The organism is Streptomyces sp. NPDC001843, from assembly GCF_042891955.1.
In the GTDB taxonomy this organism is placed as follows: Bacteria; Actinomycetota; Actinomycetes; order Streptomycetales; family Streptomycetaceae; genus Streptomyces.
In genome coordinates, this window is record NZ_JBIATQ010000020.1 from 50,771 (window position 1) to 72,552 (window position 21,782).

The window sequence follows — 21,782 nt, forward strand, 5'->3', positions numbered from 1 at the left end:
GTGAGCCCGCCGCCATCCCAGTGAGTAGACGGCACGCGCTTCGGGCCCAGCGCGAGGAAGTACCGATGAGGCTCAAAACCGTCCTCTGCTCCGCCGCCTCCGTCCTCTCCGCCCTGGCGCTGCTCAGTGGCTGCGGCGACGGTACCGGCACCGTGGCGGCGTCGGGCGACCCGCCGCTGGTCGGTGTCGACTACCCGCGATCGGACACCGACTTCTGGAGCTCCTACATCAGGTACACGCCGGAGTTCGCCAAGCAGCTCGGCCTTTCGCTCAAGACCACCAACTCCCAGAACGACCTCGCCACACTCAGCGGCAACGTGCAGACGCTCATCGTCCAGCACGTCAGGGGCATAGCGATGGCCCCGCAGAGCACCTTCGCGATCGCGCCGATCCTGGCGCAACTGCAGGCGAAGAGGATCCCGGTCGTCACCGTCGACACCCGCCCCGACACCGGTCACGTCTTCATGGTGGTCCGCGCCGACAACCGCGCCTACGGCGAGAAGGCCTGCAAGTACCTCGGCACCGAACTGGGCGGCAAGGGCAAGGTCGTGATGCTGGAGGGCGACCTCTCCTCGATCAACGGGCGCGACCGCACCGAGGGGTTCGACGAGTGCATGAAGGCGAACTACCCCGGCATCACGGTGTTCGGCGAGACCACCAACTGGGACGGCGCCGTCGCCGCGCAGAAGCTGCAGGCGGACCTGACAGCCCACCCGGACATCAAGGGCATCTACACGCAGTCCAGCCTGGCCCTGTCCGGCACACTCCAAGTGCTCCACCAGCAGGGCCTCTTGAGCGGTCCGAAGGACAAGCGGCACGTGTTCGTCGTCTCCAACGACGGCGTCCCCAGGGAGCTCAGGGACATCACCAAGGGCAACATCGACGCCACCGTGTCACAGCCGGTCGACCTCTACGCCAAGTACGCGCTGTACTACCTGAAGGCCGCGATCGACGGGAAGACGTTCAAGCCCGGCAGGACCGACCACGACAGCACCATCGTCCAGATCCGCAAGGGCCTGCTGGAGGACCAGCTCTCCGCCCCGCTCGTCACCGCCGACGGCGGCACCTACGGCGGCGTCCCCAGCGTCAAGAGCACCGACCGCTCCCTGTGGGGCAACAGCTCCGGCTGATGCGGCGCCGCCCCCGAACGCGCCCCGACCCGCCTGACCTATGGATTGCCTCCGGGCGGCGCGGCCCGGATCGCGTGCGCCGTGCGTCACCCGGGGCCGCCTGGGAACCCGGACGCCGCCGAGAGCAACAACCACCAGGAGGAGGTCCGGCGCATGCCCAATCCACAGCAGCCTGAACTACGGCGCAACGACAAGGGTGCCGCCACCCCCGAGGACAGCCGCCAGGTGAAGGCGGGCCAGGCGGACGGTGGCGCGAGCGGTCACCCGCACGGCACGGACAAGGGCGCCAAGGGAGGAGGAGAGGGGGGCGGAGTGCCTCCGGCACAGCAGCCCGATCACCCCTGAGCCTCACACAACGCCCTGCCGAACGGCCCCCGAGGGGGCCGTTCGGCATCCGTGTACGGGGCGACCGATCATGACATCGCGGACCGCTCCGAGCGTTCGGACATCCTCCGCCCTTACGGGGCTACGCCCTCCCACGCCCGGGTGAACAGCACCGGCAGCGGGGCGTACGGCACCGCTGCCATGTGTGACGTCGACCGGTGCGCCCTGTCCAAGGGCAGCAGGCCGAGCTTCGACGCCTCGATCGGGAGGCGAGGCGGCTTCCGGTCATGCTCCGCGAGGATCAGCGGTTCATCTTCGAGCTGCGGGCTCGAGCCCGCAGCAGCCGGCAACCTGACCGCGCGTTGAGAGCGGAGTTGTCGCCGGTGGGCGCAAATGCAAGAGCAAGGTTAGCGCTGAGTAAGATTTTCCTTCATTTGTTCATGATGAAACCATAATGCTCCGCTGCAGGAGATGCAGGCTGCAGCACTATTGGACGCGACACCCGGCGCCTCATTGCGAAGCAACTACGCAGGTTCCATGAATTTCCCGTGGTGATGATCACATTGTTTAGGGCCTGATGGCGTTTTAGGGTCGCGCTCGACCACTTATTTTTGCTTTACGTCTGTGTGCACGGGGGGCTGCAGATGTTATTTCGTCATGCCGTCATCCGTGCCTGGAAAGGAATACGGGTGACTCCTGGTATACGCAGGATGCTTGCCGTCGCGGGGGCTGCTGCCACCCTGGCGCTCGCGGGCGCTCAGGCGCTCGCCAGCGCCGACCCGCAGCCGACCGGGGGATCCGCGGGGGCCACGCCTCCCTCGGCAGTGGAGGACTACGCGTACCCGAACGCGGATCAGATCCAGAAGACGCAGGGCATCAAACTGATCAAGGGTGACGGGCACATCACCCTCGCCGCGTGCGACGACTCCGCCCAGCAGATCAAGGTCCTCACCGTGCAGGGCCCCAGCGGCGACCCGCAGGGCGCGTACTGCTTCAAGGCCAACGCGAAGAGCGGCTACCTCAGCCTCGAACTCCCGCGTGTCTTCGCTCTGGAGACCACCGACCACCCCATCAGCGCCGACCTCAGGCCGCAGGCCGATCCCACCGCGCCGGCAAAGACGGTGACCGTGGACAAGAACGGCTACGAGAGCGTGGGTGAGGGGGCCGCCGGCGGCGCACCAAGCGTCCTGTTGCAGCTGCGCGTCACCGGCTGACCGGCCGGCCCGCCCCTCCCTTTCCCGCTCTCGCACGATCACGAGGAAACTTCATGTCCGGCTCTCGTCCGCGCATGGCGTGGACCGGCAGCGTACTCGCCGCCACGTCCCTGACCGCCCTGGCCCTGACCACCGTCCCCGCGACCGCCGTATCGGGTCCGCAGGCCCCCGACTCCGTTGCCGCCGCGACCGCACGACTCGACATCGGCGGACAGCGCGGCTGTTCGGCCACACTGGTGGCCAAGCAGTGGCTGCTGACGGCCGCCAGCTGCTTCGCGGAGACCCAGGGCGCCGCTGTGCAGCCGGGTGCCCCGAAGCTGAAGACCACGGCCGCTGTCGGCGCCAGCGCACAGCAGGTGGTGAATCTGGTGCCGCGCACCGACCGTGACGTGGTGCTGGCCCAACTGGCCAAGCCGGTCACCGGCGTCACCCCGCTGTCCGTGACCGGCAGCGCGCCCACGGCCGGGGACGAGGTGCAGGCCGCCGGGTTCGGGCGTACGCATCAGGAGTGGGTGCCCGACCAGGTCCACGCGGCCGGTTTCACCGTGCAGAACACCGCCGCCACCACCCTGGATCTGGTCGGCAAGTCCGACGGCGCGGCGATCTGCAAGGGCGACACCGGCGGCCCGCTGCTGAGCACCACCGGGGCGGTCGTCGGGGTCAGCAGCCTGTCATGGCAGGGGGGGTGCCTGGGCACCGATGCGGCCGAGACCCGCACCGGAGCGGTCGCCGCCCGGGTCGACGACCTGGCCACCTGGGTCCAACAGGTCACCTACGCCCCCGTCTTCGCGGCCGCGCCGTGGAAGCACGCCGTACAAATGACGGCCGGCCATTACACCAGCCCCGTCGGAGGCAGCCGCCGTATGGACGTGATCGTCGTCTGGGACGACGGCGAGGTCACCCTCTACCAGGGCGGCGACGGCAAGGATGCCGCCCACCCCTTCTCCGCCGAGTACCAGCTCGAGCCCGAGAAGAGCATCTGGACCCACGCCGCCGACGTGACCGGTGTCAACACCGGCGGCACCACGGACGGGGTTGTGGTGCGGTGGTCCGACGGCGAGATGACCCTCTACAACACCGTTGACGCCAAGGGCTTCCACGGCGAGAAGCAGCTCGCCCCGGCGAAGGACGCCACCTGGAGGGACGACGCCCGGCTGCTGACCGGCGGGCGTTTCACCACGGGCGGCGGACGCGACGACCTGCTGGTGGACTGGAAGGACGGCCACGTCTCCCTCTTCAGCGACCTGTCGGTCAACGGCCTGAAGAAGCAGACCCAGGTCGTGGCCAAGAACACCACATGGACCCATGCCACCCAGCTCACCACCGGATCCTTCACCGGCAAGAACACCGACGACCTGCTGGTGCGCTGGGTTGACGGCGAGACCACGATCTACTCCGGCATGACCGGCAAGCTGCCCGGCGAGATCCAGATCCGACCCGAAAAGTCGTACTGGACCAACGCGGCCGCGATCACCGCCGGTGCCCTCACCGGCGACACCACCGCCGACGACATCCTCGTCCGCTGGAACGACGGACACGTCAGTTACTTCAGCGGCGTCGACGCCAGGGGCCTGCACACCGAAATCCAGCTCGCACCCGTCGGCTGACTCACCGGACAGCGAGCCCCCTGGATCGCCACCTGCTCGGACATGTCCGGAGCAACCCCACCTGATGCAGACGATATGAGAGACCGTTGAAAACTGGAGAAGCCGCGGGCATCGCGGTGAGAAGGATCGCGCATGCGGCACGGATGCTGTTTCTGTGTCTGCTGCCGCTTGCGCTCATGGTCGGTCTGCTCGGGAGCGCCGCGTCCCGTGCGGAGGCCGACGGTACTCCGGGCGGTAGTGCTGTCACCGAAGAGGTGACCGACCGTGCCCGGGTGCTCGATCTGTGGTCGACGGGCGGGCCGGAGGTGCGGGCCGCTGCGGAAGTCGCCCTGACCGGCGACGAAGAAGACGTCCAGCACTTCCTCAGCACGGCGAACGATGTCCGGTTCCAGGACGAGCGCGTTGCCGTGGCCCAGCTCGCCAGCGTGGGCGGGCGGAGTCTGCAGGAGGCCGCCCGCAAGGCTTTGGAGGGAACGCAGGACGACCTCGAGGACTTTCTGGACGAGGATTGGCAGGATTCATTCCTCCAGGATCAGCGCGTCCGGGTTGCGCAGGTCATCGATGCGGGTGGTCCGGAGGTCCAGAAGTCGGGCCGGGCAGCGCTGGACGGAACGCCCGACGACATCAAGGACTTCCTGGCAACTGGTCAGTACGACCGGCGGGCACAGGACGAGCGGGTCGAGGTCGCGCAGATCATCGGTGCGGGCGGCTCGAACGTGGCGGCGGCCGGCCGGATCGCGTTGAACGGTTCGGCGGACGACATCCACGAGTTCCTGGAGGTCGGCCAGTACGTGGCGCGCGCCCGCGACCAGGAGCACGCCAGCGTAGCCCAGTTGGCGGCGCAGGCCACGAAGGCAGGCGCCAAGGCGGCGGCGCAGACCAAGGCGGCCAAGGATGCCTCCGCGCGTGCGGTGGCGGCGGCGAAGCTGGCCAAGGAGGCCGCGCAGAAGGCCGCGGCCGAGACGCAGGCCGCGAAGAACGACTCCCTGCACGCCGCCTCGGCGGCCGGCCGTGCGGCCTCCGCCGCAAAGCAGGCCGCGGAGGCCGCGCAGGAAGCGATCGACGCCGCGGCCGCCGCGAACAACTGTGCGCGGCTGGCGGCCAGCGCCGCGGAGCAGGCCGCCTCGGCAGCGGTCGGCGCCGCGCAGGCCGCCTCCCGTGCCCAGAGCGCGGCCGCTGACGCGGCCACGGACGCGGGCAAGGCCTCCGCGGCGCGCAAGGCGGCCGACGACGCCCGCACCGCGGCCAAGGGCGCACGCCTGGCGGCGGATGCGGCCAAGCAAGCAGGCAATGCGGCGGCCGACGCCGGCAATGCGGCGAAGGCCGCCGCCGACGCCGGCAGCAACGCCGACGCCGCCGCCGATGCCGCTGACCAGGCCAACGACTACGCGAACCAGGCCGGTATCCACTCATCCGAAGCCGGTGTCGAAGCGGCCGCGGCCCACCGCCACGCGCAGGAGGCCAACCGCGCCGCCAACGCCGCGGCAGCACTTGCCGCTGAGTCGGCCGGAGCGGCCAGTGACGCGGAGGCCGCGGCCAACGCTGCGGCCACGCATGCGGACAACGCCGCCAAGGACGCCGACGAGGCGGCCAAGCATGCCGGCGAAGCCGCCACTGCCGCCAAGCAGTCCGCAGCGCACGCCAAGGCCGCGCAGGACGCGGCCGACGCCGCGACCGCGGCCGTCGCCAAGGCCCAGAAAACCCATCAGACCGCCGTCAGGATCGAGACTGAGGAGCTGACCGAGCGGACCAACGCCGGTATCGCGCAGGCCAAGGACCTCAAGGCCGAGCAGGACCAGCAAGCGGCCGCGGACGCTCAAGCCGCGCAGCGGGTCAAGAACACCGACGAGCAGGCCAAGAGTCTGGCGGCGCAGGCCGCTCAGCCCGGAGCCGACCCCAAGGCCCTCGTCCCGGCCGGCCGCAAGGTCGCCCTCGCCACGATGCAGACCGGCGGGCCCTGGAGCAAGGGCGCCGCAGAGACGGCCCTGACCGGCACCGACAGCGACGTCGTCGAGTACCTCACCACCCGCCGTGCGCAGGCCGCCCACCAGGACGACCGCTACCGCGTGCAGACGCTGGCCGAGGAGAGCTCTCTGGCCTCCGTGCGCAGTGCCGCCGCAGAAGCCCTCAAGGGCAGCGACGACCAGGTCTCGACGTTCCTGGCCACCGGCCAGTACGAGGCCGGGGCGCAGGACTTCCGGGTCGCCATCGCGCAGGTCATCAGTGCCGGCGGACCGGTGGTGCAGCAGACCGGCCGGGCCGCACTGGACTCCGGTGACCCGCAGAAGCTCCGCCAGTTCCTCACCACCGGCCAGTACCAGGCCCGTACCCAGGACGAACGGGTCCGCGCGGCCCAGCTGATCGACAGCGGCGGCCCGCAGGTGAAGTCCACGGCCCGGATCGCTCTGGAGGGCCCCGACGAGCTGCTGGACCGGTTCATCGAGGTCGGCCAGTACAAGGCTCAGCGCCAGGACTTCCTCGGCGCCACCCACACCGCGCAGATCGCGCAGCTGATCGCGGACGCCGCCGGTGTGGCGGCCACCGCTCAGAAGAACGCCGCCGACGCCCACAAGGCCGCCGCCACAGCGGCCAAAGCCGTACAGGAGGCCGCCCACTGGGCCAAGGAGGCCGACACCGCCGCCACGAAGGCCCACGGCTACGCCGACCAGGCGGCCAAGTCCGCCACGGACGCCCAGGCCTCCGCCGACCAGGCGGCCGCCTCCGCCCGCACCGCCGCCAAGGCGGCCGCCTCCGCCGATCGGTCCGCGAGCGACGCGGCCACCTCCGCTCTCGACGCCGCCGGCTCCGCCCAGTGGGCCCAGGCGTCGGCATCCGCCGCCTACACCGCCGGCGAACAGGCCCGCGCCTCCGAACTCGCAGCAGGCAAGGACGCCAAGGCCGCCGACCAGGCCTTCAAGGACGCCTTCCAGGCGGCCGTGGAGAAGAAGGAAGCCGAACGCAAGGCCGCCGCGAACGACGCCGGCAGCCAGGCCGCGGCACGCTACCGGTGCGGCATCCTCGGCTGCGACGCCGTCGAACACCCGGCGCACTGGTGCCAGCACAACGAGGTCTTCTGCGAGATCATCTCCCAGGGCCCCGCCGTCGAAGCCGCGACCAAACAGCTCTGGACCTTCGAGAAGGACCTCCTCGGCCTCGGACAACTCGACGCCTGCAAGGGCGGCGACCCCACAGCCTGCCTCCAACTGGGCGAGGACCTACTCCTCAGCTCGAAGTTCAAGTTCCTCAAACGCGGCATGGAAGCGCTGGAGGACCTCCGCCTCAAGCGGTCCGTGAAGAGCTGCAGCCAGTGCTTCCCGGCAGGCACCAAGGTCCTCATGGCCCACAACGGCCCGCAGAACATCGAGACCATCCGCCCTGGCGACACCGTCGTGGCGACCGATCCGGTCACCGGCCGCACCGCGCCCCGTAAGGTCAGCCGTCTCATCATCACCGACGGCGACAAACACTTCGACGAACTCACCATCACCACCCCCGACGGCCCCCGGAAACTCACCGCCACCTATGAGCACCCCTTCTGGAGCCCCTCAGCACACCAGTGGGTCAAGGCCCACGACCTCGCACCCGGCACCACTCTTCTCAGCACAGACGGCGCCACCGCCCGAGTTCAGGCCAACCACGCCTTCGACCAGCACATCCGCACGTACAACCTCACCGTCGACGACATTCACACCTACTATGTGCTGGCAGGGGCTACACCGCTCCTGGTGCACAATTCCTCCTGCACTGTTGCGCGGATTGCTCCCGGGTCTCTCCCTCCAGCAGAAGAAGCCGCTCTTGACCGCACGTTGAGCCATATCGACGCAGGAACAGTCCCCACAGGTCCAACTGCGCGGAGGTGGGGCATTCCATTCAGAAATCGAGAAGGGAAGTTGCCCGGTGGGCAAGGGGACAGCTCTCCCTATCTCGAGTACCGTGTAGAACCGCCTCCTGGAACCTCCGGAGCCGGTCCGCTTCGCGTGGTTCGCAACGACCAGACGGGTGAGACGTACTACACATGGACTCACTATGGCGATTCCGGAGACCCGGCATTTGTTCAGGTTCGGTGATCGTGTATGAAAGATTTTGAGTCAGGGCTCACGTGGGTCCATGGCGATCAACTGCATGCTCTTGCGAGTAGCGTCGCCCAGCAGGATTATCGTGTGTACACCATCACTACTGCTGGCGGTTCCGGGCGTGCGGCATTTTTCAATGCCGTTCGCGCGGCACTTCCGCTGGATCCCCCGGTGGTGAGCTCGCGCAGCTTGGACGCGCTTTCAGATTCCCTGTGGGGCGGGATCTCGTCAACCGATGATGAGAAGATCGCGATCATTTGGGAAGACTCATCGCGCTTCTTCAGGGACTCTCCCGAAGAATTCGAGGACGCATGCTCAGTACTGGCTGAAGTTGCCGAGTCTCTAGCTGATCGGACGTTTACGGCCGGACAACCGAAACAGGTTCGCGTATTCGTTTCGAGAGAGTAGTTCTTGGATCGAAGCCAAGAACTACCCCGGTGGGTCCTTCGACGCGATGCGATGGGTGACCGTCGACCGATGTGATCAACCCTGGGGCAGGCGATGAGGGGGGCTCCCCCGGCCGAAGGCTGGGGGAGTGCCTGCCGGAAGTCCTCGTACCGGATGTGCATGGGCTTTCGGCCGGTGCGGCGGGTGAGGGCACCCCCTCTGGGGGAGCGTGCCGGGCGCCGCGACGGGGCGAACGTTGTCTGCCGGGGCCCTGGCTAGGCTTCCCGGGGCAGTCGACACTGAGCGAGCTGGACCAGACCTACGTGACCGCTCACCATCGCGGGCCCGCGCTCCTGCATCACGTCAACCCTCGGGTCGGCCTGCATTGGCCATCGCCCGACGTCCAGAAGGCCTGAGCGCCGCCGCCTTCGGGTCGGCGACCACCGTGTCGTCCACGCGACCGACAACGGGGAGCCGGCGGTGTGGGCCGTCACGTCGGACACCGCTCCACGGTCCACGAAACGTAGCTGCTCCGGGTTCGGACAGCTGCGGACCGCGCAACGGCCTGACCTGCTTTCTCGCGGGTCAGGCCGTTCGTCCACGTCCCATCAGACGTTGAAGCGGAACTCCACCACGTCCCCGTCCTGCATCACATAGTCCTTGCCCTCCATCCGCGCCTTCCCCTTGGCGCGGGCTTCGGCTACGGAGCCGGCTTCGACCAGGTCGTCGAAGGAGATGACCTCGGCCTTGATGAAGCCCTTCTGGAAGTCGGTGTGGATGACACCGGCGGCCTCGGGGGCGGTGGCGCCCTTCTTGATGGTCCAGGCGCGGGACTCCTTGGGGCCTGCGGTGAGGTAGGTCTGGAGGCCGAGGGTGCGGAACCCGACGTGGGCGAGGGTGGCGAGGCCTGGCTCGTCCTGGCCGACCGACTGCAGGAGTTCGAGGGCTTCGTCCTCGTCCAGCTCGGCGAGGTCCGCCTCCAGCTTGGCGTTGAGGAAGATCGCCTCGGCGGGGGCGACCAGGGCGCGCTGCTCGTTCTTGAAGTCCTCGTCGACCAGCTCGTCCTCGTCGACGTTGAAGACGTACAGGAACGGCTTGGTGGTGAGCAGGTGCAGGTCGTGCAGGAGCTCGTTGCGCTCGGTGCCCTGGACGATGCCGTGCGCGAAGAGGGTGTCGCCCTTCTCGAGGATCTCCTTGGCCTCCTCGACGGCCTTCACCTTCGGCGCGATGTCCTTCTTGATCCGCGACTCCTTCTGCAGGCGCGGCAGGACCTTCTCGATCGTCTGGAGGTCGGCGAGGATCAGCTCGGTGTTGATCGTCTCGATGTCGTCCTTGGGCGAGACCTTGCCGTCGACGTGGACGACGTTCTCGTCCTTGAAGGCGCGGATGACCTGGCAGATCGCGTCGGACTCACGGATGTTCGCCAGGAACTTGTTGCCCAGGCCCTCGCCCTCGGAGGCACCGCGCACGATGCCCGCGATGTCGACGAAGTCGACCGTGGCCGGCAGGATCCGCTCCGACTTGAAGATCGAGGCCAGCTCGGCGAGGCGGGGGTCGGGGACACCGACCACGCCGACGTTGGGCTCGATCGTGGCGAACGGGTAGTTGGCCGCCAGCACGTCGTTCTTGGTCAGGGCGTTGAACAGGGTCGACTTGCCGACATTCGGCAGGCCGACGATTCCGATCGTGAGCGACACGTTGCGACTTCCCGTACGTGAGTGGGCCAGAGGCTGCCAGGGGTGAGGGGCCAGGGGACTGGACTGGCCGATCCACCAGTCTACGGCGTCCCGGCGACCGCCCGACGGCCGCGTCGAACGTCCGCAGAAGCTCTGTCCAACGGCGTGTCAGGTGGGCTATTCGGCACATAAACCGACCTAGGTTGGTCCGATGGAGCAACACAGGACGCCACCCGAACGATACGGACCGCGACGCGGTTCACCACCGACGGCATTTCCACCCCAGGCCAGGCGCCGCCAGGCGGACGAGCGACGGCCCGGGCCGGGAGCGCCACGCGGGGGGCGGCCGGCACAGGGGCGGCCTGCACAGGGACGGCCGGCACAAGCGCCGCGGTCGGCGGCACGACCGGCACCGGCAGGACGGCCGCTGCCGAACCCCCGGCTCACCGGACTCGGCGGGGGGCTGTTCGGCGGCGCGGCCATGTTCCTGCTGGGCTGCCTCGACCAGCTGCTGTTCGGGGCTTCCCTGACGGTGTACGGGGTGCTGTTCCTGCCGGTGTGCGTGGTCACCGCGCTGTGGGTGCGCGGCGGCGACCTGATGACCGCGCCGGTGGTCGCGCCGATCGCCTTCGCCGTGGGGCTGGTCCCGGTGGCGGAGAGCAGCGGGGGCATGGGGGGCCGGGTGATGGGGCTGGTGACGGCGCTGGCCACTCAGGCGGGCTGGCTGTACGGGGGGACGCTCGTCGCCGGGGTGATCGTGCTCGCCCGCAGAGCACGGCTGATGCGCCGCCGGGCCCTGCGGCGGCGTACCGGCTGAGGGCTCACGGCGACAGCGGGGCGGCCTCCTGCACGTCCTTCGCCGCCCGCATCGCCGCTCCCACGATCCCCGCGTTGTTCTGCAGCTGAGCGGGCACGATCTCCGCCTGGACGCCCTCGATGAGGGGCAGGAACTTGTCCGCCTTGCGGCTGACGCCGCCGCCGATGACGAACAGCTCCGGGGAGAAGAGCATCTCGACGTGGGCGAGGTACTTCTGCACCCGGTGCGCCCACTTCTCCCAGGAGAGGTCCTCGTCCTCGCGCGCCTTGCTGGAGGCCCGCTTCTCCGCGTCGTGGCCGTGCAGCTCCAGGTGGCCGAGCTCGGTGTTGGGGACGAGGACTCCGTCGACGAAGACGGCGCTGCCGATGCCGGTGCCGAAGGTGAGCAGGACGACCGTGCCGCGGCGGCCCCGGCCGGCGCCGAACGCCATCTCGGCGACGCCCGCCGCGTCCGCGTCGTTGACCACGGTCACCGGCAGGCCGCCCAGCCGCTCGCTGAACAACGCGCGCGCGTCCGTGTCGATCCAGCTCTTGTCGACGTTCGCCGCCGTACGCACCGTCGCCCCGCCCGTGACCACACCCGGGAAGGTGAGCCCGACCGGGCCCGTCCAGCCGAAGTGCTCCACCACCTGTTTGACGCCGTCGGCCACCCCGTCCGGCGTCGCCGGATGCGGGGTGAGCACCTTGTGGCGCTCCTGGGCCAGGTCGCCCCTCTCCAGGTCCACGGGAGCGCCCTTGATCCCGGATCCGCCGATGTCCACACCGAAGATCTGCATGGATCCACGCTACGACGTACGGCGGACTGTCATGTTCCGGAGGGGGCAGGTCACCCTTCGGTGGTTCCGGAACCGCCCCGCTCCGCCGCCAGGGCGGCCGCCTCCTCGCGCAGGTCGCGGCGCAGCTCCTTGGGCAGGGAGAAGGTGATGGACTCCTCGGCCGCCCTGACGATCTCGACGTCCGCGTAGCCGCGCTCGGCGAGCCACTCGAGGACCTGTTCGACCAGGACCTCGGGGACGGAGGCGCCGGAGGTGACGCCGACGGTGGTCACGCCCTCCAGCCAGGCCTCGTCGATCTCGCTCGCGAAGTCCACGAGGTGGGCGTCACGGGCACCGGCGAGCTTGGCGACCTCGACGAGCCGCTTGGAGTTGGACGAGTTGCGGGAGCCGACCACGATGACCAGCTCGGCCTCGGCGCCCATCTGCTTCACGGCGAGCTGGCGGTTCTGCGTGGCGTAGCAGATGTCGTCGCTCGGCGGGGAGATGAGCTGCGGGAACTTCTCCTTCAGGGCGTCGACCGTCTCCATCGTCTCGTCGACGGAGAGCGTGGTCTGGGACAGCCAGACGACCTTGGACGGGTCGCGGACCTCGACCTTGGCGACGTCCTCGGGGCCGTCGACCAGCTGGATGTGGTCGGGGGCCTCGCCGGAGGTGCCGATGACCTCCTCGTGGCCCTCATGCCCGATGAGGAGGATGTCGAAGTCGTCGTTCGCGAACCGGACGGCTTCCTTGTGGACCTTGGTGACCAGGGGGCAGGTGGCGTCGATGGTGGCGAGGCGCCCGCGGGCGGCCTCCTCGTGCACGACCGGGGCGACACCGTGCGCGGAGAACATCACGATGTTGCCGGGGGGCACCTCCTCCGTCCGCTCGACGAAGACGGCGCCCTTCTTCTCCAGGGTCTGCACGACGTACTTGTTGTGGACGATCTCGTGCCGGACGTAGACCGGGGCCCCGTACTGCTCCAGGGCCTTCTCGACGGCGATCACGGCGCGGTCCACGCCCGCGCAGTAGCCACGGGGGGCGGCGAGCAGGACACGGCGGCCAGGCGAAGCAGTCATGGCATCCATCGTAAGGCCGCGGCCGGGGGGCGAAGATCGTGCCGTCCCCGGGCGGAGCCGCGCCCTCGGTGGTTGTCGGTACCGGCCGTTACGCTCGGGCGCATGGCTGTGAACACGTCCGCGGACGCCCCGCTCCCCGTCGGCGAGGTCTCGCGGCTCATCGGGAGCTGGATCGACCGGCTCGGCGCGGTGTGGGTCGAGGGGCAGATCACCCAGTTGTCGCGCCGGCCGGGGGCCGGGGTGGTGTTCCTGACGCTGCGGGACCCCTCGTACGACATCTCGGTGAGCGTCACCTGCTACCGGCAGGTGTTCGACGCCGTCGCCGACGTGGTCGGCGAGGGTGCCCGGGTCGTGGTGCTCGCCAAGCCGGAGTGGTACGCCCCGCGCGGACAGCTGTCCCTGCGGGCCGCCGAGATACGGCCCGTGGGGGTCGGCGAGCTGCTGGCCCGGCTGGAACAGCTGAAGAAGACCCTGGCGGGCGAGGGGTTGTTCGCGCCGGAGCGGAAGAAGCCGCTGCCGTTCCTGCCGCAGCTCATCGGCCTGGTGTGCGGGCGCGCGTCCGCGGCGGAGCGGGACGTGCTGGAGAACGCCCGGCACCGCTGGCCCGCGGTCCGCTTCGAGGTGCGCAATGTCGCCGTGCAGGGTGTGCACGCCGTCCCGCAGGTCGTGCAGGCGGTGAAGGAGCTCGACGAGATCGACGCCGTCGACGTGATCATCGTGGCGCGGGGCGGTGGCAGTGTGGAGGATCTGCTGCCGTTCTCCGACGAGCAGCTGGTCAGGGCGGTCGCCGCCTGCCGTACGCCGGTGGTGTCGGCCATCGGGCACGAGCCGGACAACCCGCTGCTGGACCACGTCGCCGACCTGCGGGCGTCGACGCCGACCGACGCCGCCAAGAAGGTCGTGCCGGACGTCGGCGAGGAGCTGGAGCGGGTGCGGCAGCTGCGGGACCGGGCGCGGCGGTGCGCGACGGCGCTGGTGGAGCGCGAGGAGCGCGGGCTCGCGCACGCCCTCGCGCGGCCCTGCATGGAGGATCCGCACCGGATGGTCGACGAGCGTGCCGACCAGGTGACGTCCCTCGTCGACCGCGGCCGGCGCACTCTCGGCCATCTCCTGGACCGGGCCGACTCGGAGCTGACGCACACGCACGCGCGCGTGGTGGCCCTGTCCCCCGCCGCGACCCTGAAGCGCGGGTACGCGGTGCTGCAGAAGGCCGACGGCCACGTGGTGCGCGACCCGGGCGAGGTGGCGGCGGACGAGGCGCTGCGCGCGCGGGTCGCCGAGGGCGAGTTCTCCGTACGAGTGGACACATAGGGTGGGTGGATGACCAGCAAGGTGGAAGAGGCGCTCGGTTACGAGCAGGCGCGGGACGAGCTGATCGAGGTAGTGCGACGGCTCGAGGCGGGCGGTACGACGCTGGAGGAGTCCCTCGCGCTCTGGGAGCGCGGCGAGGAGCTGGCCAAGGTCTGCCGACGGTGGCTGGACGGGGCCCGGGCCCGGCTGGACGCGGCGCTGGCCGAGGAGGAGCGGCAGCAGGGGGAGTAGGCGCGGGACGCGGGCTGTTAAGTGGATCACGCAACTCCGCGATTTGTTGAACTTTGAACTTCTCTGTCGTACGGTCGTGCCGTCAGCCGGTCCGGCACGCCGGATCCCGACGTCATCTGGAGAAAGTTCAGCCATGTCCCTCGTGCTCGACCCCGCCGCCCAGGACCTGCTCTTCCGCGAGGCCCGTACCGCGAACACCTTCACCGACGAGCCGGTGACCGACGAGCAGGTACAGGCGATCTACGACCTGGTCAAGTTCGGCCCGACCGCCTTCAACCAGACCCCGCTGCGCATCACCCTGGTCCGCTCCCCCGAGGCCCGCGAGCGCCTGGTGCAGCACATGATGGAGGGCAACCGGCCCAAGACGGCCACCGCGCCGCTGGTCGCGATCCTCTCCGCGGACAACGAGTTCCACGAGGAGCTGCCGACGCTGTTCCCGGCCTTCCCGCAGGCCAAGGACGCCTTCTTCAGCGAGCGCCCGGTACGTGAGCGCTCCGCCGGAATGAACGCCGCCCTCCAGGCCGCGTACTTCATCGTCGGCGTCCGCGCCGCCGGCCTGGCCGCCGGCCCGATGACCGGCTTCGACGCCGAGGGCGTCCGCAAGGAGTTCCTCGACGACGACCACACCCCGCTGATGGTCGTCAACATCGGCAAGCCTGGCGAGAACGCCTCCTACCCGCGCTCGCCGCGCCTGGCCTACGACGAGGTCGTCACCACCGTCTGAGCCCCGCACACATACGACAGGCCCCCGGCACTCGCCGGGGGCCTGTCGTCATGTCGGCGGCTCACGCCATCTTCAGCGCCTCGGCCATCTTCGTCAGCTCCGCGAACGACGCAGTGCCCGCCACCACCGTCGTGGAGCCCGGGGTGTCCTGGAGGACGAGGGCGTCGTAGCGTCCGCCGGTGTAGCGCGTCCACGTGCGGCCGCCGATCCGCTCGGTCACCTTGGTGGCCTTCGCCCCCTGGCTCGCGGTGTCGACGAAGTCGGCGCGCTTCTGAGTCGACTGCTCCACCGCCACGTATTGACCACCGGGATTCTGGAAACCCAGATGCCAGCGGTCGAAATGGTCGCCCTGGAAGCGGACGGACGTCGCCTTCCAGGTCCTGGGCAGGCCCTCGGGCGCGGCCACCGGGTAGTCCGCGGCGCGGCGCGCCGTGAGCAGCTCGACCCGGTAGTCGACCCGTTCGAGGTCGGGAGCGTGGTCGTCGTGCGGGACGAAGAGATAGATGACTCCCGCCGCGAGCCCGATCACGGCCAGGGAGAGGATCATGTCCCGGACCGTCTTCTGCTTGCCTTTCATGCCTGCCACGCCCTCTATCGTCGCAGGTGCCCGGCCCGCTCATCCGTGGGGTCCCCTGCTCATTTTGTCTGTCTGGCGCTAGAGTCGGGGCCAACACCCTCATCCGGCCGTCGTCGTATCAGAAAGGTGCGCTCCGATGACCGAAAACCATCATCTGCCGTCCGAGCTCGATGTTCCCGCCGAGGCTCCCGACCGCAACCTCGCCCTGGAGCTCGTCCGGGTGACCGAAGCCGCGGCGATGGCCGCGGGCCGCTGGGTGGGGCGCGGCGACAAGAACGGCGCCGACGGCGCCGCGGTGCGCGCCATGCGGACCCTCGTCTCCACCGTGTCGATGAACGGTGTCGTCGTCATCGGCGAGGGCGAGAAGGACGAGGCCCCGATGCTCTTCAACGGCGAGCACGTCGGCGACGGCACCGGACCCGAGGTCGACATCGCCGTGGACCCGATCGACGGCACCACGCTCACCGCCAAGGGCATGCCCAACGCGATCGCCGTCCTCGCGGCCGCCGAGCGCGGTGCCATGTTCGACCCGTCCGCCGTGTTCTACATGGACAAGCTGGTCACCGGCCCCGACGCCGCGGACTTCGTCGACATCGACGCGCCCGTGGCCGTGAACATCAAGCGGATCGCCAAGGCCAAGAAGTCCACGCCCGAGAACGTCACCGTCGTCATCCTGGACCGGCCCCGGCACGAGGGCCTGATCAAGGAGGTCCGGGAGGCCGGTGCGCGCATCAAGCTCATCTCCGACGGCGATGTGGCCGGCTCCGTCTACGCGCTGCGCGAGGGCACCGGCGTCGACCTGCTGCTCGGTGTCGGCGGCACGCCGGAGGGCATCATCTCGGCCTGCGCCGTGAAGTGCCTGGGCGGCACCATCCAGGGCAAGCTGTGGCCCAAGGACGACGAGGAGCGGCAGCGCGCCATCGACGCCGGACACGACCTGGACCGGGTCCTCACGACCGACGACCTGGTGTCCGGGGAGAACGTCTTCTTCGTGGCGACCGGTATCACCGACGGTGAACTGCTGCGCGGTGTGCGGTACGGGCCGGAGACCGCGCTGACCGAGTCGATCGTGATGCGGTCCCGCTCCGGGACGGTACGCAAGATCGACTCCGAGCACCGGCTGAGCAAGCTGCGGGCCTACAGCGCGATCGACTTCGACAGGGCGAAGTAGCCGACAGGACGCGGAGGCCGCAGCGGGGCGGGCAGCCCCGGGGCAGTACGCGAACGGGGCGCTCCCGGTGCGGAGGGGGCGCCCCGTTCGCGTAGGCGTGAGCGGGGGCTACCCCGCCGCGGCTATGCGGCTCGCCGCGCGGGCCGCCTTCTTCAGCTCCATGTCGCGGCGACGGCGCCGGGCGAGGACCACGCGTCGCTCCGCGGCCGTGAGACCGCCCCAGACGCCGTACGGCTCGGGCTGGAGCAGCGCGTGCTCGCGGCACTCGACCATCACCGGGCAGCGCGCACAGACCCGCTTGGCCGCTTCCTCCCGGGACAGCCGGGCGGCGGTGGGTTCCTTCGATGGGGCGAAGAACAGGCCTGCCTCGTCGCGCCGGCACACCGCCTCGGTATGCCAGGGTGCGTCTTGGTCCCTGTCCCGCACTGGCACCCGCTGGGCCGGAACGGCAGCTACCTGCAGGGACGAATGCGGCGGTTGCAGCACGGTCTACTCCTGACGACGGCTTCGCGAGCGAGAGACGATGCAGCAAGCCCTACCCGCTGTGCGCGCGCCTATGCACTGCGTTCCCGGCCCTGGGAGCGCGGCGGCTGGTTCACGACCCTGTGCGCCCGCTGTCGAAGGACCGAAACGTTCCGTTTCGGTTGCCTTCGCGACCGTCAACGGTCCAGGTGTTTGCGCAAACCCTTGTCCACCTTGCGCTGCACGCGGTCGAGGATGTCCGCGACGAGCTTGCCGCGCTTCGGCCGCGCCTCCACGTTGCCCAGCACGGCCCATCCGTCCACATAGATGACGGGGGCGTCGGACTCGACCGAATCCAGCGTGTCCACCTCGAAGTTGCCGAGCACGCCACCGCCGGTGCCGCGCAGCGACACGTTCTCCGGGACTCGGATCTCCACGTTGCCGAAGACCGACACCGCCTTGATCACGACCTGCTGGTACTCGAAGATCGCCTCGCTGAGGTCGATCTCGACACTGCCGAAAACGGCGTACGCGTGCAGTCGGCGCCCGGCGCGCCAACGGCCCCGGCGGACGGCGCTGCTGAACACCGCCACCACGGTGGCATCGGCCTCGGCCGGTATCGCACCGGCGGCCGGGCGGGGCGGCACAGGCGTGTAGGCCGGGGGTGCCTGACGGCCGTGGGCCGCCGGCAGGTCCTGTATGAAGACCTCCAACTCACCCACCGTCTTGGCGTTCAGCACCCCCTCCACGCGCTCGGAGTGCTCGTCCGCGCTCAGCCGGCCCTCGGCGAGGGCCTCGCGCAGGATGTCGGCGATACGGTCACGATCGGCGTCCGAGGCGCGCAGTTCCGCGACGCGCTGCCCGGCGTCCTGCTGTCGAGCCTGCTTCTGAAGGTCCACGGCAGCAGCGTACCGAAACGCGATAGATCGCGACTAGGGCCTGTCCGGCAATTCCCGCCGTCCGCCCGAAGGGCGGGCCCTGTGGCGGCGATGGGGGCCCCCGCGCGAGCTCTGGTTCGAGCGTGGGAGAGCGTGCGATCGGCATGGCGCCGGAGCGTGCGTGCCAGGCGTCACGGGGCAGGCGGGAATTGCCGGACAGGCCCTCGGAGTGTGGACAACCTCGGCGTGGCGGACTGAGTCCGACCTCACGGGTCCACCGTCGGAGCCAGGTTCTACGCTGGTGGCGCCCGCCAACGTCGGCGGGCCGACGTCCGCAGAGTGAGGAATGGGCTGAGATGCCTGAGTTCGCGTACACCGATCTGCTCCCCCAGGGAGAGGACACCACCCCGTACCGGCTGGTGACCTCCGAGGGTGTCTCCACCTTCGAGGCCGACGGGCGGACGTTCCTCAAGGTGGAGCCGGAGGCGCTGCGCAAGCTGGCCGAGGAGGCCATCCACGACATCCAGCACTACCTGCGCCCGGCCCACCTCGCGCAGCTTCGCCGCATCATCGACGACCCCGAGGCGTCGGGCAACGACAAGTTCGTCGCGCTCGACCTGCTGAAGAACGCCAACATCGCGGCGGCGGGCGTGCTGCCCATGTGCCAGGACACCGGCACGGCCATCGTCATGGGCAAGCGCGGTCAGAACGTGCTGACCGAGGGCCGCGACGAGGAGGCCCTCAGCCGCGGCGTCTACGACGCCTACCTGAACCTGAACCTGCGCTACTCGCAGATGGCTCCCCTCACCATGTGGGAGGAGAAGAACACCGGCTCGAACCTGCCCGCGCAGATCGAGCTGTACGCCACCGACGGCGGCGCGTACAAGTTCCTGTTCATGGCGAAGGGCGGCGGCTCCGCCAACAAGTCGTTCCTGTACCAGGAGACGAAGGCCGTCCTGAACGAGGCCTCCATGATGAAGTTCCTGGAGGAGAAGATCCGTTCGCTGGGCACGGCCGCCTGTCCTCCGTACCACCTGGCGATCGTGGTCGGCGGCACCTCGGCCGAGTACGCGCTGAAGACCGCGAAGTACGCATCCGCGCACTACCTGGACGAGATCCCGGCCGAGGGCTCCGAGCTGGGGCACGGCTTCCGGGACAAGGAGCTGGAGCAGAAGGTCTTCGAGCTGACGCAGAAGATCGGCATCGGCGCGCAGTTCGGCGGCAAGTACTTCTGCCACGACGTGCGGGTGGTGCGGCTGCCGCGGCACGGGGCGTCCTGCCCGGTCGCCATCGCGGTGTCGTGCTCCGCGGACCGGCAGGCCGTCGCGAAGATCACGGCCGAGGGTGTGTTCCTGGAGCAGTTGGAGACCGACCCGGCGCGGTTCCTGCCGGAGACGACGGACGAGCACCTCGAGTCCGACGGTGACGTCGTCCGAATCGACCTCAACCAGCCGATGGACGACATCCTCGCCGAGCTCACCAAGTACCCGGTGAAGACGCGGCTTTCGCTGACCGGCCCGCTGGTCGTGGCCCGCGACATCGCGCACGCCAAGATCAAGGAGCGGCTGGACGCGGGTGAGGAGATGCCGCAGTACCTGAAGGACCACCCGGTGTACTACGCCGGTCCCGCGAAGACCCCGGAGGGTTACGCGTCCGGTTCCTTCGGGCCGACCACGGCCGGCCGTATGGACTCCTACGTCGAGCAGTTCCAGGCGGCGGGGGGTTCCAAGGTGATGCTGGCCAAGGGCAACCGGAGCAAGCAGGTCACCGACGCGTGTGCCGCGCACGGCGGCTTCTACCTCGGTTCCATCGGCGGGCCGGCGGCGCGGCTCGCCCAGGACTGCATCAAGAAGGTGGAGGTCGTCGAGTACGAGGAGCTCGGCATGGAGGCCGTGTGGAAGATCGAGGTCGAGGACTTCCCGGCCTTCATCGTCGTCGACGACAAGGGCAACGACTTCTTCCAGGACCCGGCGCCGCAGCCGACGTTCACGTCGATTCCGGTGCGGGGGCCTGGGCTGGCGTAGTGCCCCGGGTGCGGCGGGGGAATGGTTCTCGCCCCGCCGCCCCTGCCTTCCCGTCCCCGGGGGCTCCGCCCCTTCGACCCCGCTGGGGGATGCGCCCCCAGGCCCCCGCTTCGGCCTCGGCGGCCGCCCCCTCCTCGAACGCCGGACGGGCTGAATTCGGTGACGGCGCCTTCCAGTTGGGCGGGACGGGTGGTGGGTGGGCACAGGCCGGGGGTCTGGGTGCGGAGCCCCAGCAGCCTGGACCGCCCGGACCGGGCCAAGAGGACGGACGCCCGCCCCTGATTGGCGCAGGGGCGGGCGTCTCAGGTCAGCGTGAGCAGAGGACCACGTTGATCGTGTAGCCGGACTTGACGATCTTGGGCGTGTGCGGGCTGACCGCGAGGATCGTGTTCGGCCTGCATCCCGTGACCGGCCGCTTGGAGACCGTGCCGAGCTTCATCTGGGTCTTGTTCATGTAGGCCTTGAAGCCCTTCAGGTCCCAGCCGTAGAAGTCGATCGGGAGGGGCTTGTCGCTGCCGTCGTCGATACCGAACAGCACGGTGGCGGCGTCGTGGTTCCTGGCCTCGGCCGGCCTGCTCGGCGTGGAGTGCGAGCCGCCGGCGACCGAGGTGGCCAGGGCCGTTCCCCCGCCGCCCAGGATGAGCGCGGCGGCGACGGCGGCGATGCCGGCGGTCCGCCTGCGGCGGGTGCGGCGTACGATCTGGGGCGCGTCGAATTCGGGCGCCTCGGCGGAGTCCGCGTAACGGTTCATAGCGTTCACCAGTTCCTCTTCGAATGGGGTGCAGCCAGAGGGCCGCGCATCGTACGAAGTCATCGGAGCCCTCCCTGTGGCTGTCGCGACGAAGGGTCGGAGAGTGCGGGGAACTGACCCCTGAGCTTCTCGATCCCCCGGGTGAGCTGGGACCTCACCGTGCTCGGCGAGATGTCCAGGTCGGCGGCTATCTCGGTGTCCGAGAGGTCGTGGAAGTACCGCAGTACCACGACCGTCCGCATCCGCATGGGCAGTTGCTGCAGGGCCCGGACCAACTGGTCCCTGCTGTCGACCTGCCCGTACTCGTCCCCCGGGGCGACCCGGTCGGGGCCGTCCGCCTGCGGAACCGTACGGCGGAAGCGCCGCCAGCGGTCGTTGGCGAGGTTCACCATGATCCGCCGCACGTAGGCGTCCGGGGCGTCCTTGGCACAGATCCTGCGCCACTTGCGGCAGGCCCGCTCCAGGGTCTCCTGGACCAGGTCCTCCGCCGCCTCACGGTTGCCGGTGAGGACGAGAGCTCCCCGGAACAGCGCGGCCGACCGGGCGGCGACGAAGCCGTCGAAGTCCGTGTCCACACGCTCCTCCCTTCCTG

General features: G+C 69.6%; 20 protein-coding genes. 12 read left to right on the forward strand and 8 right to left on the reverse strand.

The window, feature by feature from the left end; genetic code table 11:
• Positions 1–65: 65 nt before the first annotated feature.
• The 6 genes from ACFYZQ_RS35690 to ACFYZQ_RS35715 all read left to right on the forward strand — a co-directional run bounded on the left by ACFYZQ_RS35690 (position 66) and on the right by ACFYZQ_RS35715 (position 8,756).
• Positions 66–1,130, forward strand: coding sequence for a sugar ABC transporter substrate-binding protein (locus ACFYZQ_RS35690; RefSeq protein ID WP_389157161.1), 1,065 nt, complete (start codon positions 66–68; stop codon positions 1,128–1,130).
• Positions 1,131–1,283: 153 nt separating this feature from the next.
• The gene (locus ACFYZQ_RS35695) at positions 1,284–1,475 is read left to right on the forward strand and encodes a hypothetical protein (RefSeq protein WP_389157163.1); all 192 of its coding nucleotides are present in this window, start codon (positions 1,284–1,286) and stop codon (positions 1,473–1,475) included.
• A gap of 668 nt (positions 1,476–2,143) precedes the next feature.
• Positions 2,144–2,668 carry a hypothetical protein gene (locus tag ACFYZQ_RS35700; protein WP_389157165.1) on the forward strand — a complete coding sequence of 175 codons (525 nt, stop codon included), beginning with the start codon at positions 2,144–2,146 and terminating at the stop codon, positions 2,666–2,668.
• 53 nt (positions 2,669–2,721) lie between these two features.
• A complete protein-coding gene (locus ACFYZQ_RS35705) occupies positions 2,722–4,275 on the forward strand; it encodes a trypsin-like serine protease (protein ID WP_389157168.1) in 1,554 nt (517 codons plus the stop codon).
• A gap of 86 nt (positions 4,276–4,361) precedes the next feature.
• The gene (locus tag ACFYZQ_RS35710) at positions 4,362–8,342 is read left to right on the forward strand and encodes a polymorphic toxin-type HINT domain-containing protein (protein ID WP_389157171.1); all 3,981 of its coding nucleotides are present in this window, start codon (positions 4,362–4,364) and stop codon (positions 8,340–8,342) included.
• 93 nt (positions 8,343–8,435) lie between these two features.
• Positions 8,436–8,756, forward strand: coding sequence for a barstar family protein (locus ACFYZQ_RS35715; RefSeq protein ID WP_389157174.1), 321 nt, complete (start codon positions 8,436–8,438; stop codon positions 8,754–8,756).
• 587 nt (positions 8,757–9,343) lie between these two features.
• Here the strand turns inward: ACFYZQ_RS35715 and ychF are convergent.
• Positions 9,344–10,432 carry a redox-regulated ATPase YchF gene (gene ychF, locus ACFYZQ_RS35720; protein WP_389157177.1) on the reverse strand — a complete coding sequence of 363 codons (1,089 nt, stop codon included), beginning with the start codon at positions 10,430–10,432 and terminating at the stop codon, positions 9,344–9,346.
• Positions 10,433–10,622: 190 nt separating this feature from the next.
• On the opposite strand from ychF, the gene ACFYZQ_RS35725 reads away from it, so the two are divergent.
• Entirely contained in the window at positions 10,623–11,228 is a 606-nt protein-coding gene (locus tag ACFYZQ_RS35725) for a DUF6542 domain-containing protein (RefSeq protein ID WP_389157180.1), read from the forward strand.
• Positions 11,229–11,232: 4 nt separating this feature from the next.
• On the opposite strand, the gene ppgK is transcribed toward ACFYZQ_RS35725, so the two are convergent.
• Both ppgK and ACFYZQ_RS35735 read right to left on the reverse strand, forming a co-directional pair.
• Positions 11,233–12,003 carry a polyphosphate--glucose phosphotransferase gene (ppgK, locus tag ACFYZQ_RS35730; RefSeq protein ID WP_389157182.1) on the reverse strand — a complete coding sequence of 257 codons (771 nt, stop codon included), beginning with the start codon at positions 12,001–12,003 and terminating at the stop codon, positions 11,233–11,235.
• Positions 12,004–12,053: 50 nt separating this feature from the next.
• Positions 12,054–13,070 (reverse strand): 4-hydroxy-3-methylbut-2-enyl diphosphate reductase, encoded by a 1,017-nt coding sequence (locus ACFYZQ_RS35735; protein ID WP_389157185.1) that lies wholly within the window; start codon positions 13,068–13,070, stop codon positions 12,054–12,056.
• Positions 13,071–13,163: 93 nt separating this feature from the next.
• On the opposite strand from ACFYZQ_RS35735, the gene xseA reads away from it, so the two are divergent.
• From xseA to ACFYZQ_RS35750, 3 genes are all read left to right on the forward strand, one after another.
• A complete protein-coding gene (gene xseA / locus ACFYZQ_RS35740) occupies positions 13,164–14,372 on the forward strand; it encodes an exodeoxyribonuclease VII large subunit (RefSeq protein WP_389157188.1) in 1,209 nt (402 codons plus the stop codon).
• 9 nt (positions 14,373–14,381) lie between these two features.
• Positions 14,382–14,603 carry an exodeoxyribonuclease VII small subunit gene (locus ACFYZQ_RS35745; RefSeq protein ID WP_389157191.1) on the forward strand — a complete coding sequence of 74 codons (222 nt, stop codon included), beginning with the start codon at positions 14,382–14,384 and terminating at the stop codon, positions 14,601–14,603.
• A gap of 133 nt (positions 14,604–14,736) precedes the next feature.
• A complete protein-coding gene (locus ACFYZQ_RS35750) occupies positions 14,737–15,327 on the forward strand; it encodes a malonic semialdehyde reductase (RefSeq protein WP_389157194.1) in 591 nt (196 codons plus the stop codon).
• A gap of 61 nt (positions 15,328–15,388) precedes the next feature.
• On the opposite strand, the gene ACFYZQ_RS35755 is transcribed toward ACFYZQ_RS35750, so the two are convergent.
• Positions 15,389–15,913, reverse strand: coding sequence for a DUF4245 domain-containing protein (locus tag ACFYZQ_RS35755; RefSeq protein ID WP_389157197.1), 525 nt, complete (start codon positions 15,911–15,913; stop codon positions 15,389–15,391).
• Positions 15,914–16,040: 127 nt separating this feature from the next.
• On the opposite strand from ACFYZQ_RS35755, the gene glpX reads away from it, so the two are divergent.
• On the forward strand, positions 16,041–17,075 hold the full coding sequence (gene glpX, locus ACFYZQ_RS35760) for a class II fructose-bisphosphatase (RefSeq protein ID WP_389157201.1): 1,035 nt from the start codon (positions 16,041–16,043) through the stop codon (positions 17,073–17,075).
• A gap of 108 nt (positions 17,076–17,183) precedes the next feature.
• On the opposite strand, the gene ACFYZQ_RS35765 is transcribed toward glpX, so the two are convergent.
• The gene (locus ACFYZQ_RS35765; RefSeq protein ID WP_388792152.1) at positions 17,184–17,561 is read right to left on the reverse strand and encodes a WhiB family transcriptional regulator; all 378 of its coding nucleotides are present in this window, start codon (positions 17,559–17,561) and stop codon (positions 17,184–17,186) included.
• 173 nt (positions 17,562–17,734) lie between these two features.
• Positions 17,735–18,436, reverse strand: coding sequence for a DUF1707 domain-containing protein (locus ACFYZQ_RS35770; protein WP_389157204.1), 702 nt, complete (start codon positions 18,434–18,436; stop codon positions 17,735–17,737).
• 335 nt (positions 18,437–18,771) lie between these two features.
• On the opposite strand from ACFYZQ_RS35770, the gene ACFYZQ_RS35775 reads away from it, so the two are divergent.
• Positions 18,772–20,439 carry a fumarate hydratase gene (locus ACFYZQ_RS35775; protein ID WP_389157207.1) on the forward strand — a complete coding sequence of 556 codons (1,668 nt, stop codon included), beginning with the start codon at positions 18,772–18,774 and terminating at the stop codon, positions 20,437–20,439.
• A gap of 307 nt (positions 20,440–20,746) precedes the next feature.
• Here the strand turns inward: ACFYZQ_RS35775 and ACFYZQ_RS35780 are convergent, their stop codons facing one another.
• Positions 20,747–21,190 (reverse strand): hypothetical protein, encoded by a 444-nt coding sequence (locus ACFYZQ_RS35780; protein WP_389157210.1) that lies wholly within the window; start codon positions 21,188–21,190, stop codon positions 20,747–20,749.
• A gap of 59 nt (positions 21,191–21,249) precedes the next feature.
• Positions 21,250–21,765: a SigE family RNA polymerase sigma factor gene (locus ACFYZQ_RS35785; protein WP_389157213.1), complete on the reverse strand. Its 516-nt coding sequence runs from the start codon at positions 21,763–21,765 to the stop codon at positions 21,250–21,252.
• Positions 21,766–21,782 lie beyond the last annotated feature (17 nt).